Consider the following 12,356-nt stretch of genomic DNA (forward strand, 5'->3'; position numbering starts at 1 on the left):
ATGATGTTGTCGTATTCAATCAACATGTTGTTCGATTTGAAGATCGATACCTCGATAACAGTGAACAACATGTTGATTTTATATTGAGAGGAACCAATGGAAGAACAGGAAGAGCAGAAGAACGCCGGCGCGAACGCCGCCGGCAAGGTCGACAAGGCGGGCAAGGCCGGCATCTCGATGGAGGCGCTGACCTCCCTCGACGCGCCGGTGTCGTTCGTCAAGGGCATCCCCTTCGGCCTGCAGCATGTGATGGCGATGTTCGTCGCGAACCTCGCCCCGATCTTCATCGTCGCCTCTGCCGCGAAGATGAGCCCAGCCCAGTCGGCCGCGGTCATCCAGGCCGGTCTGCTGGTGGCGGGTCTCGGCACCTGCCTGCAGCTGTACGGTGCGTGGCGCATCGGCTCGAAGCTGCCGATGGTCACCGGTATCTCGTTCACGTACGTGGCGGCCGCGGTCGCGATCTGCGCGGACAAGGGCTACGGCGCGGTCGTCGGCGCGGTGATCGTCGGAGGCCTGCTGGAACTGGTGCTGGGCCTGACGGCGCAGTACTGGCGCCGGTTCGTGCCGCCGATCGTCTCCGCGATCGTCGTGACCTCGATCGGTTTCTCGCTGCTCAACGTGGGCGCCACCTCGTTCGGCGGCGGCTCCGGAGCCAAGGACTTCGGATCGTGGCAGAACCTCACGCTGGGTCTGATTTCGCTGGTCGCATGTTTGGCATTCCAGCTGCTCATGAAGGGCACGGCCAAGCAGCTGTCCGTGCTGTTCGGCCTCGTCGTCGGCTATGTGGCGGCGATTGCCATGGGCAAGGTCGACTTCTCCGGGTTCCAGCATCTCGCGATCGTATCCGTGCCGCAGTTCATGCCGTTCAAGCCGGAGTTCGATCCCGGCGCGATCATCTCGCTGGCCCTGCTTTACGTCGTCTCCTCGGTCGAGGTGCTCGGCGACACCGCCGCCCTGACGAAGGTGGGTCTCAACCGCCTGCCCACCGAAAGGGAGACCGCCGGCGCGATCGCGGGCGACGGCCTCATCTCCTCGGTGTCCGGCCTGTTCGGCTGCCTGCCGCTCACCTCGTTCGCGCAGAACATCGGACTGGTGGCGATGACCAAGGTCGTCAACCGCAAGGTCATCCTCTCCGGCGGCCTGATCCTCGTGGTGGCGAGCTTCGTGCCGGCCATCGCTGAGGTGTTCAATTCCCTGCCGCAGGCGGTGCTCGGCGGCTGCACGATCATGATGTTCGGCAACATCATCCTCTCCGGCTTCCAGATGATCGCCGAGGCCGGTTTCACGCAGCGCAACATCACGATCGCCGCACTCTCCCTGACGATCGGCATCGGCTTCACCCAGGTGAGCGACATCTTCGCCCAGTTCCCTGCCCTGTTCCAGCAGATCTTCGCCTCGAACTGCATCGCCGTCGCGTTCGTCGTCGCCGTGATCCTCAACGCCGTCCTGCCGAGCGAGGACCACTTCCTCTCGGCACCGAAGGAGCAGGAGGCGTAAGAAAGAAACGCTTTCCAACCTATCCAAATAAAGGGGGGCACCACATGGTGTCCCCTTTATTGTTATTGTTCATTGCCGAAACGGTGGCATTCGAATCCGGTGGCATTCGAATGCTCGGTTCCGAATTGTTCCGCCGATTTGCGTGCTCTTCTATGGTCCGTCTCGGTAGCTCGCAGGGGACTCAGTGCATCCAAAGCCGATTCCGCGTCTGAGCCCCGCCCTTAGCTCGCATCCGCAGTTTTGTCGCACATCCACAACGCGTATCATCGATGATACAATCGTATGTCCGAAGCATCCCCACGATCGAGGATGTAACCGACAATCAGAGAAACAGGAGATCACAGAACATGACCACCGCCACAGGCAACACGGCAGCCAGGGAACGCATCTACCCCGAGGTGGGGGCGGCGCTGCTTCAGGCGCGCAAGGAGTGCGGGATGACCCAGCAGCAGCTGGCCGATGCGACCGGGGTCTCGCGCATCACGATCCAGCGCATCGAACAGGCCCACATCAACCCGTCGTTCCGTTCGCTCGAGGCGCTTGCCCACGGCATGGGCCGCAAGCTCACCATCAGCTTCGACCCCCTCGACGAGTAAGACCCCCAGAATCTCTCAGGACGCTCAGGACTGACGCCGGCTCAATTCGGCCGGGTTATTGACATATCGCCGGAGTTGTCCACAGGCGTCGACAGGTCCGTATCGGGCTCGCGAACCCTACGGTATGTTGGAAGTCGTGGCGGAAAGAAGTCAGGCACCCGTCAATCGCACACTGTCCGGCATCGCCGGATAAACGGCCACCGAACATCACCGGAGGAATCATCTGGGAGCCATCCGGGCAAAGGAGCACATCGTGAGGATCTACAATTTCACCGACAACGACGACGTCGACATCGTCGCGCGGCAGGGCGCGTTCCAGGTCATCGAATGGAAGCGCGACCTGTCCGTCGACTACGGCGGCGCGGCGGCCGCCTACTTCGCGTCCGAGATGAACGTGCGACGCCGTCAGGTGGTGTGCACGCTCGACGGGAAGACCGGCATCACCGTGCAGGCCGGCGCCATGCAGTGGACGGCCGGGCACGTCCAGGCGACCACGGGCGTGAAGGGCGTGGGCGACTTCCTCGGCAAGATGGCGCGCGGCGCGGTCACCAAGGAATCGGCCATCAAGCCCGAATACCAGGGTGTCGGCATGCTCGTGCTCGAACCGACGTACCGGCACATCCTGCTCATCGACCCGGCGCAGATGGGCGGCTCGATGACCGTCAACGACGGCCTGTTCTACGCATGCGAATCGACCGTGCAACAGCGGGCCGTGATGGTCTCCCGTCCGAGCGCGATGGTCGCCGGCGGCGAGGGCCTGTTCAACCTCGCGTTGCAGGGGCAGGGCACGGTCGCGCTGGAATCGCCCGTCCCCGCATCCGAACTCGTCACCATTGATCTGGAGGACGATGAGCTGAAGGTCGACGGCAATTTCGCCATCGCGTGGACCACGGGACTCCAGTTCACGGTGGAGCGCTCCGGCAAGTCGCTGATCGGCTCGGCCGCCAGCGGCGAGGGACTCGTGAACGTGTACCGAGGCACCGGCCGCGTGCTGCTCGCGCCGGTCGCCTCCCCCACCTTCAACCCGAACGCCGGCACCGGCACGGTGTGAATGGGTGTGAGTGGGTCCGTAGGCCACTGGGTCCGGCGTCGGGGCGACTCCGGTACGTTTCCCGGGGTCAACCGGCATGGCACCCCGTTCTCCGTACGCTGAGGTGATGGAGACGTACGGGGAACGGGATCTTATCAACTTCACCCCCTGTTTTCGTACGCTGCGGGATGGCAGGCGTACGAAAACAGGGGGTCGCCCCGCCTACTTGTGGTAGAGGCTCACGCGTTCGTACTTGGGCTCGCAGGAGACGTTGATGCCGAGCTTGCGGTAGAGCGCCTCGTCGGCCGCCGAGATGATGACCGAGAAGAAGGCGTCGCAGCCGCGCAGGCGCTCAAGGCCTGCGATCACACGGGCCGCAGTCTCATCCGTCGAACTCGTGATGGACAGTGCGATCAGCGTCTCGTCGGAATGCAGTCGACGGTTCACGCTGTTGAGGTGTTCGGTCTTCAGACGGCAGATCGGCTCGATCGCCTTGTCGTCGATCACCAGCAGATCGTCGTCCACTCCGGTGACGGCCTTGAGCGCGTTCATCAGCAGTGCGCTCGCCGCGCCGAGCAGCGTGCCGGTCCTACCGGTGACGACCCTGCCGTCGGGCAGCACCATCGCGCCGGCCGGAGCGCCGGTCTCCCGCTCGCGGCCGAGCGCCGCCGCACGCGCCGGGGAGAGATCCTCGTCGACGCCGGCCTTCTTCATGATCGAACGCAGACGCTCGACCTGATCCTCGCCCTCGCCGGTGCGCTTGAACTGCACGGCCGCGGTGAAGTAGCGGCGCACGATCTCGAGATTCGCGGCCTCGCGGCACGCCTCGTCGTCGCTGATCGCATAGCCGACCATGTTGACGCCCATGTCGGTGGGGCTCTGGTAGGGGCTCTGACCCATGATCCGCTCCATCATGGCCTTGAGCACCGGGAACGCCTCGACGTCGCGGTTGTAGTTGACGGTGGTCTCGCCGTGCGCCTCCAGCTGGAACGGGTCGATGATGTTCGCGTCATCCAGATCGACCGTGGCCGCCTCGTAGGCGATGTTCACCGGATGGTTGAGCGGCAGGTTCCACACCGGGAACGTCTCGTACTTCGCGTACCCGGCCTTCACGCCGCGACGATGCTCGTGGTAGAGCTGCGACAGGCACGTGGCGAGCTTGCCGGAGCCCGGCCCCGGAGCGGTGACGACGACGAGCGGGCGGCTCGTCTCGATATAGTCGTTGCGTCCGTACCCCTCGTCCGAGACGATGCGTTCGATGTCATGCGGATAGCCGGCGATCGGATAGTGCAGATAGCAGGTGACGCCCAGCTGGGCGAGACGACGCCGATACGCCTCGGCGGCGGGCTGACCCGCATACTGGGTGAGCACCACCGAACCGACATGGAAGCCGCGCGAACGGAACACGTCGATCAGACGCAGCACATCCTCGTCGTAGGTGATGCCGAGGTCGCCTCGCGTCTTGGCCTTCTCAATGTGGTTCGCGTTGACCGCGATGACGATCTCCACGTCGTCGACGAGGCTGGAGAGCATGCGGAACTTGACGTCCGGCTCGAATCCGGGCAGCACGCGCGCCGCGTGATGGTCATCGAACAGCTTGCCGCCGAACTCCAGATAGAGCTTGCCGCCGAAGCGGTCGATCCGCTCGCGGATCCTCGCGGCCTGCATTTCGATGTACTTGTCGTTGTCGAATCCCTGTCGCATGTGCTGTGGCAACCTTTCGAACGGCGCGAACTGAACGGAAGAATTATAGATGAATTCTCCATGAACCGGACGTTCGGGAGGGTCGGAACGGGGTGCGAGGGCGCAGGCGTGCGGCACAATGGTGGCAAGGAGGCCCCGTCATGGTCGATGACTACACCGCGAAGATGACCGAGCTGATCGAGCTGATGCGCGCGATCGGCAACGATACGCAGCAGTGCGAGGTCAAGGAGTGCAAGCGCAAGATCTCCTCGACCATCACGGACACGCTGTCCGCGTTCTCGAACGGTTCGGGCGGCTGGATCATCCTCGGCCTGTCCGAGAAGGAGGGGTTCACGCCGGTCGAGGGCTTCAACGCGCGCTCCATGCAGGAGGCGCTGAGTCAGGCGTGCGAGAAGATGACCCCGGTGGTCCGTCCGGTGATCGTCACCTGCCCGTTCGAGGGGACGAATCTCGTGTTCGCGCGCGTCGACGAGATGCTGCCGCGCGACAAGCCGTGCTTCATCACGGCGCTGGGACCGCACACCGGCTCCTACATCCGCACCGGCGACGGTGACCGGCGCATGACCTCCTACGAGGTCGACAGGCTCATCGAGGAGCATCTGCAGCCCACCTACGATGTGGACATCGTGTCCGGCGCCACGCCGGACGACCTCGATCCGACGCTGGTCGACGGCCTGCTCACGCGGGTGCGCGAGCAGCATCCGCACGTGTTCGCCGGACGCTCCGACACGGACATGATGCTTGATCTGGAGATACTGCGCCACGACGATTCGGCGGCCGAGACCCTCGGGGTCGGCGGCGTCCTCAGGCCCACGCTGGCCGGTCTGCTCGCATTGGGCCGCTATCCGCAGAAGTTCTATCCGCGCCTGTCCATCTCGATCGCCGTGTTTCCCGGCACGGACCGCGACGACGTGTTCCGAGGCGACGAGCGCCTCGTCTACTCGGGCAGTGTGGTCGGTTCGATCCCGGTGATGATCGATGACGCGGTCGAGTCGCTGATGCGCTGGATCGGCGCGAAGAAGCCCGACTATCCGCCGACCGTCCTGCGCGAGGCGATCGCGAACGCGCTCACGCACCGCGACTACTCCCCCGACGCACGCGGTACGCAGGTGCGGATCAACGTGTTCACGGACCGCATCGAGATCACGAACCCGGGCGGCCTGTTCGGCACGGTCACGCACGACGTGCTCGCCAACCCGCACCCGGTCACGGGCGTGCCGTTCGTCTCCACGAGGAACCAGTTCCTGTTCACGCTACTCGAGTCGACCCCGTATCCGAACGGCGGCTACGTGAACCCGGAGGGCGGCGACGGCTACCAGCGGATCGCGGCGACCCTGCGCGAGGCGGGGATCGAACCGGCGACCACGCGCAACACGATCAACACGTTCACGATGACGATCACCCGGCATCGCACCACCAAACGCGGGTCGACCGGCGACGTGTCGAAGGCGATCCTCGACGTGCTGGAACGCCATTCCGCGATGAGTCTGAAGGAGATCCTGCGCGAACTGCAGTTGACGCCTCTGGCGGCGACCTCCGGCATGCGCGAACTGTTGAAGGAAGGTCGGGTCATCCAGGTGAGGTTCCGGGACGACCCGACCCAGCGCTATCGGCTTAAGACCGCGTGAGCGGCCATGTGACTGCTCACGCCTCGGTCAGCTGCGTGGTCGTCGAGGCGAATGACGCCGGGCGCAGGCGCCTGACGCGTCCGACGGCGAGTCCGATGCAGACGAACGCCACGGCGAACAGGGCGACGATTCCGATCGACAGTCCCCAGCCGATCGCATCCACGCCGTCGGTCGACGCCGAGCCGATGCCGAGCGCGTCGTCGATCGAGGCGCAGTACCACCATCCGGGCAGCATCCTGCCGAGCGCGATCATCGGCGCGGGCATCAGGTCCAGAGGGAAGGTGACGCCGGAGGTGAACAGGATGACCAGTCCGAACACGTTCGCGAACCCGTTGGCCATGATGTCGTTGAACCCGCATTCGCCGAGCAGGAAACCGCAGGCGACGGTCATCAGCGCGTACACGCAGGTCGACGTGACCGTCATCGCCACGCCGGTCGGAGCGAGCGAGCTCGGGTCCACGCCGGCCGCGGCCATCATCGCAAGGACGATGGCGAAGTAGCCGGCCACGACGACCAGCGCGAACCCGCACAGGGTGGCCATGCGCTGCAGGCTCATCGTCGAGGAACGCTGCGGCGAGGCGTACAGGCGACGGCGCGTCTCGCCGGCATTGAACACGCCCAGCACAAGGGATGTGCAGACGGTCATGGCGAGGAACAGCGGGTAGAGCACGACCTCCATCAGACCGCCGAATCCGTCCGCGGCCCGGTCGGGCGTACGTTCGGTGGTGGAAGCGGAAGCATCGGCGGCGCTGTGGTCGACGGCGATCGCGTGGTTCGCGGCCTTGTCGCGGGCGGTGTCGACGGCGCGTTTCGTCGCCGCCTTGAGGTCACCCACGGCGAGGCCCTTGAGCGCGCCTTCGGACGGCTGCGCGGGGTCGACCGTGACGTTGCCGCCGATCAGCGCGGTGCGGGTCAGGGACAGGAAGCCGCTGACGTCCATCGAAGCCATCGCGCCCAGTCCGGACGTGTAGCTGGTGACGGTCTCGACCTCGGGTGTCTTGCCGCCTTCCGACGAGACGGAGTCGACCAGCTTGTCTGCGTACCCGTCGGGGATGATGACGATCAGGTCCACCCAGTTCGAGGCGACCGCCTGCTGCAAGGTTTCGGGATCGTCGTCGAGGTCGGTCAGATCGTTGTCGACGGCGAGGTAGGCGCGCATCGCGTCGGCCACTCCCCCGCGGTTGGCGTCCCTGTCGATGACCGCAACGTCGGCTTTGCCGGGCGTGTACGTGTCGCCGACCGGGCGGCTCCCGGACAGTTGGGAGCCGCCGAGCGCGAGCATCATGACGCCGATGCCGATCAGGTAGATGAGGATGTAGATGCGGTGCGCGATGAGCACGCGCAGCGTGGCCTTACAGGTGTTCATAGCGTTGCTCCTTGAGCATGATCGCCCCCGCGGCGAGGAACAGTGCGCTCATGGCGAGGAGCACGCCGCAGGTGGCAAGGAACGGACGGTAGCTGTCGAAGTAGAGGATGTCGTAGAACAGGTTCACGACCTGCTGGGTGGGGTTGACGAGGGCGAGCACGGGCAGGTTGCGGGCGATCCAGTCGCTCAGGGACATCGCGAACGCTCCGTACAGTCCGGAGAACAGCGACAGGGTGCAGGCGATGGCGCTGGTCATGCCGACCTTGACCCCATGGGAGAGTTTCGGTATCGCGCCGATCATCGTGCCGAACGCGCAGGCCATGAACGAGGCGACCGCCACGGCGAGGACGGCGGCGGGTTCGCGTCCGCCGAACGGGACGTCGAGGACGTAGCGGATGTAGGCGAGCGCGACGAGCAGGCAGACCGAGGCGCACAGCCAGCTGGCAAGGAACCCGGCGATGAGCTGCCGCGTGCGGCTCAGGGGCGCGATCGAACGGCGTATGCCCAGTGCGGACAGGTTGGCCTGCGCGGTGACGACGGCCCTGATCGAATAGGACATCGCCATGAGGCATGCCATGGCGAGCAGCGCGTAGAAGTACCGTGTGGCGACGTCGGGGGCGAAGTTGGTGAGCGTGGTCTCGCGGGTCATGCCGGTGGTGGAGCCGATGGAGGCCCAGAAGGTCCGGCTGGTCGCGGCCCAGGGGTTGTCGGCGATGAGCTTGCGGGTGAGCGTGTCGGTGCGGTTGTACAGGCTGATGGCGCCGTCGAGGGCCGAGATGGTGATGGACTTGCCCGAGACCGCCGCGCTGGAGCCGTCCATGCCGGCGACGGTGTCCGAGGCGAGGGTCAGGGTGATGCGCCCCTGCTTGTCGACGGTCAGGTAGCCGTCCGCGTCGCCCTTCGAGATGAGGTCGCGGGCCTTGTCGACCGAGTCGACGGGGGTCGCTTCGAGCAGCGACCGGCTGATGCCGGTGGTGTCCTTGGCTTCGCCCGACAGCGCGTCGATGAATGCGGAAGCCCCCTTGGCGTTGTTCCAGTTCACGTCCTGGACCGTGGCGAGGGGCACCGCCTTGAGCTCGTATTGCTCGCCGAGGTCGGCGAACATCATGTTGAACAGGGTGGCGAGCGCGAGGGGGAAGACGATGAGCCAGAACATCGACGCTTTGTCCTGCAGGTTCGTTCTGAGGGTCATGACGAAGGTGGACCACATGGTGCGTCTCCTTTCCGTGTTTCCATGAGGTGCGTGGGGTAGGTGCGTGGGGTGGGGTCAGTCGCGCAGGGCCGTGCCGGTCAGTTCGAGGAACACGTCGTTCAGGGTGGGCGGCCGGCTGGTGAGGTGGCCGATGCTCGCGCCTCCCGCACGCAGCACGCCGATGAGGTCGACGAGGTTGTGCTCGCCCCGCCGGCAGGTGACGTCGAGTTCGCGGCCGTCCCATGCGGCGTCGGTGACGAAGTCGAGCGCGCGTACGGCGGTGAGGGTGTCGTCGTCCAGATCGAGGGTCTCGATGGTGATGCGTTCGCCGGTGTCGATCATGTTCTTGAGTTCGTCGGCGGTGCCGAGGGCGAGGTGCCGGCCGTGGTCCATGATGAGGATGCGGTCGCAGATCTCCTCGACCTCCTCCATGTAGTGGCTGGTGTAGATGATGGTGGCGCCGTCCCGGTTGAGCCGCCGGATGCCTTCGAGGATCGCGTTGCGGCTTTGCGGGTCGACCGCGACGGTGGGTTCGTCGAAGAAGATGAGGTCGGGTCTGTGGGCGATGCCGCAGGCGATGTTGAGCCTGCGCAGGAGTCCGCCGGAGAGTTTGCCGGGGCGATACTTGCGGAATTCCCTCAATTCGGCGAAGTCGATGGCCTGTTCGACGAGCGGGGCGCGTTCGGCCTTCTTCGGCACGTACAGGGAGCAGAAGTAGTCGATGTTCTCCTCGACGGTGAGCTCGTTGAAGACGGCGACGTTCTGGGGTACGAGTCCGATGCGGCGTTTGAGCGCGTAGCTGGTGGGGGTCATGGGTTCGCCGAAGACGCGGATGGCGCCCGCCTCGTAGGCGAGTAGGGCGAGGATGCAGTTGATCGCGGTGGTCTTGCCGGAGCCGTTGGGTCCGAGCAGGCCGAAGATCTCGCCCTGGCGCACGTCGAGGTCGAAGTAGTCGAGCGCCGTCATGTCGCCGTAGTGTTTGACGAGCTTGGAGACGCTGACCGCCGGGGTCGTGGTGTTGGTCGTCATGTCCGCTCCTTTCCTGTCTGGGTTGGTTCCATCATGCCGTCCGGCGGGGTGTCGGGGCCACCGGCAAACGTCACGATCGGCCCCAAGGCGAGATGACATTTGTCACGGGTTGCGATCCTCGCGCGTCTGCCCCGATCAGGCGGCTTGATGCGGGTAGGCTTGTGGTGATGGATGCGCCCCTCCGACGCGGGAACCGAGACGTGACCGGAGAGGAACGGGACGCCGGGCGAGCCGAAGCGGGGGTGAGGGCGTATGCGTGCGATGACCGAGAAGGCGCTGCTGGCCGTGCTGGGCGTGGTGCTGGCCGTGGTCGCGCGCATGCCGGTGGACGAGACCCTGGTCGTGGCACTGCTGACCGCAGTGTCGGTGACGAGCGCCGTCGCGTGGATGCCGTCCACCCGGCTCGCATGGCTGTCGATCGCCATGTTCGTGATCGTCGCCGCATTCGTGCCGGTCTGGCGACTGTTCCTGCCGTTGGCCGCGTATGACGAGGCGCGCATGACACTGCCGGATGTGCGACCGGCACGTTCCGGTGCGTGGCGGGACGCCGTCGTGTTTCGGGCGATCCCGCTGCTGCGATGGCTGTGGCTGCTGCCGATGATCCCCCTGATCGCGTCCCTCGTCACGGCCGGCGGGCCGGGGCAGGCCGGCGCGGAATCGTCCGGTCTTGTCGATTCGGCCGGTCTGACAGGCATGCCCGCCCCGGCCTTCGTCGGGCTGCTCGTCATCGTCTCATGCGTGGGATGCGCGCTGGGGTTCGAGTCGCGCGCCGTCTCCTCGCTGCACGGCGAGACGCGGCGGTTGCGGGACGATGCGCGCGAACGCTCCCGCGCGAACCGTATCCGGCTGGCCGACGTGGCCGAGGAGCGCGCGCAGTCGGTGCGCTTGGCCACGCTCGGCGAGCGCACGCGCATCGCCCGCGAGATCCACGACAACGTCGGCCATCTGCTCACCCGTGCGATCATGCAGGCGCAGGCGTCGCGCGCGGTGGCCGAGGCGACCGGCGACGACATGGCGGCGCAGGGGTTCGGCGCACTGTCCTCCACGTTGGACGACGCGATGACGATGGTGCGCCGGTCCGTGCATGATCTGGAGGACGACGGCACCGATTTCGCCGCGCAGATCGACGCCGCGGTCCGATCGTTCGACGGAGTCTCCCCCGGCTTCCGCGTCTCGCTGACGAACGACATCACCGACGCGCCGGCGCCCGTGGCGCGCTGCTTCGCAACGGTGATCCGCGAGGCGCTGTCCAACGTGGTGCATCACAGCGACGCGCACGAGGCGCAGGTCACGCTGCGTGACCTGCCGGCCCTGTGGCAGTTGGTCGTCCAGGATCCAGGGCCGGCGGCGTCGGCACCGAAGCCATCCAAGGATTCCGCCCCCGCCGTTCTACTGGACGGTCGTGGACGCGGTGACGGCGAGCAGGGCCGTGGCATGGGGATCGCGGACATCGAATCGCGGGCGCGGGCCCTGGGAGGCACGGCCCTGTGCGGACCGTACGGCGACGGGTGGCGCGTGTTCGTGTCCCTGCCGAAGGCGCGGTGGGCCGCACACGCCGGCGATCGCATCGAAAAGCACGGGAACAGGGACGACAAGGACAAGCAGGAAGGGAGCGCATCGTGAGCGTCGCGATCGTGGATGATGATCCGATCGTCTGCCAGTCGCTGCAGACCATTCTCACCGCCACCGGCGCGGCGGAGGTGCTGTGGACGGCGAACGACGGGCAGGCCGCCGTATCCCGGTATTTCGACTCCCCTTCGGACAGACCGGACGTGCTGCTCATCGACATCCAGATGCCCGGCATGGATGGGCTGGACGCGGCGCGCGCGATCCTTGCGCGCGATCCGGCGGCGCGCATCCTGTTCCTGACGACGTTCGCCGACCGCACGTACATCGCCCAGGCCATGGCGCTCGGTGCCAGGGGGTATCTCATCAAGCAGGACGTGGCCGCAGTGGCGCCGGCGATCCAGTCGGTGATGGCCGGACAGGTGGTGATGGGATCGGACGTGCTCGGCAAGCTCACCGATGCGGTCGCCTCATCCGGCAATTCGAATGGCGCCACGGCGAGGCGGACCTCCGCTCCGCCCGTCGGGAGCTCCCCCGCGCTGGACGGACCGGTCGACGATCTTACCGATCGCGAACGTGAGATCGCATCGCTGGTGGCCGAGGGACTCGACAACCGGGACATCGCGCATCGGCTGTATCTGAGCGAGGGCACCGTGCGCAACCGGGTGAGCGCCCTGCTCGACAAGCTGGGCCTGTCCAACCGCACCCAGCTGGCGATCCTGTGGATCAACGCGCACCGGTAGAAGGG

General features: G+C 66.0%; 10 protein-coding genes. 6 read left to right on the forward strand and 4 right to left on the reverse strand.

The annotated features are described in order from the left end of the window. Positions 1-177: 177 nt before the first annotated feature. The 3 genes from BW11_RS06895 to BW11_RS06905 all read left to right on the forward strand — a co-directional run bounded on the left by BW11_RS06895 (position 178) and on the right by BW11_RS06905 (position 3,144). Positions 178-1,497, forward strand: a complete 1,320-nt coding sequence (locus BW11_RS06895) for a nucleobase:cation symporter-2 family protein (protein WP_140445093.1) — start codon at positions 178-180, stop codon at positions 1,495-1,497. Positions 1,498-1,844: 347 nt separating this feature from the next. Further along, positions 1,845-2,093 carry a helix-turn-helix domain-containing protein gene (locus tag BW11_RS06900; RefSeq protein ID WP_181162525.1) on the forward strand — a complete coding sequence of 83 codons (249 nt, stop codon included), beginning with the start codon at positions 1,845-1,847 and terminating at the stop codon, positions 2,091-2,093. A gap of 253 nt (positions 2,094-2,346) precedes the next feature. Beyond that, positions 2,347-3,144, forward strand: a complete 798-nt coding sequence (locus tag BW11_RS06905) for an AIM24 family protein (protein ID WP_219846732.1) — start codon at positions 2,347-2,349, stop codon at positions 3,142-3,144. A gap of 201 nt (positions 3,145-3,345) precedes the next feature. Here the strand turns inward: BW11_RS06905 and BW11_RS06910 are convergent, their stop codons facing one another. Beyond that, on the reverse strand, positions 3,346-4,827 hold the full coding sequence (locus BW11_RS06910; RefSeq protein ID WP_140445053.1) for a DUF1846 domain-containing protein: 1,482 nt from the start codon (positions 4,825-4,827) through the stop codon (positions 3,346-3,348). A gap of 140 nt (positions 4,828-4,967) precedes the next feature. On the opposite strand from BW11_RS06910, the gene BW11_RS06915 reads away from it, so the two are divergent. Beyond that, positions 4,968-6,455, forward strand: a complete 1,488-nt coding sequence (locus BW11_RS06915; RefSeq protein WP_140445054.1) for an ATP-binding protein — start codon at positions 4,968-4,970, stop codon at positions 6,453-6,455. A 16-nt stretch (positions 6,456-6,471) separates the two neighbouring features. Here the strand turns inward: BW11_RS06915 and BW11_RS06920 are convergent, their stop codons facing one another. From BW11_RS06920 to BW11_RS06930, 3 genes are read right to left on the reverse strand one after another with little or no spacing between them, the layout of a single operon-like run. After that, entirely contained in the window at positions 6,472-7,821 is a 1,350-nt protein-coding gene (locus BW11_RS06920; RefSeq protein WP_140445055.1) for an ABC transporter permease, read from the reverse strand. Next, positions 7,808-9,031, reverse strand: a complete 1,224-nt coding sequence (locus BW11_RS06925) for an ABC transporter permease (RefSeq protein WP_140445056.1) — start codon at positions 9,029-9,031, stop codon at positions 7,808-7,810. Before BW11_RS06925 ends, BW11_RS06920 begins: the two co-directional genes overlap by 14 nt. A 57-nt stretch (positions 9,032-9,088) precedes the next feature. Continuing rightward, the gene (locus BW11_RS06930) at positions 9,089-10,042 is read right to left on the reverse strand and encodes an ABC transporter ATP-binding protein (protein ID WP_140445057.1); all 954 of its coding nucleotides are present in this window, start codon (positions 10,040-10,042) and stop codon (positions 9,089-9,091) included. Positions 10,043-10,294: 252 nt separating this feature from the next. Between BW11_RS06930 and BW11_RS06935 the strand changes: the two genes are divergently transcribed. Continuing rightward, entirely contained in the window at positions 10,295-11,665 is a 1,371-nt protein-coding gene (locus tag BW11_RS06935; RefSeq protein WP_140445058.1) for a sensor histidine kinase, read from the forward strand. Next, positions 11,662-12,351, forward strand: a complete 690-nt coding sequence (locus BW11_RS06940) for a response regulator transcription factor (protein WP_140445059.1) — start codon at positions 11,662-11,664, stop codon at positions 12,349-12,351. The genes BW11_RS06935 and BW11_RS06940 overlap by 4 nt, the downstream gene beginning before the upstream one ends. The last annotated feature ends 5 nt before the right edge of the window (positions 12,352-12,356 follow it).

Origin of the sequence: Bifidobacterium sp. UTCIF-38 (genome assembly GCF_006454495.1) — a bacterium.
Lineage (GTDB): Bacteria > Actinomycetota > Actinomycetes > Actinomycetales > Bifidobacteriaceae > Bifidobacterium > Bifidobacterium callitrichos.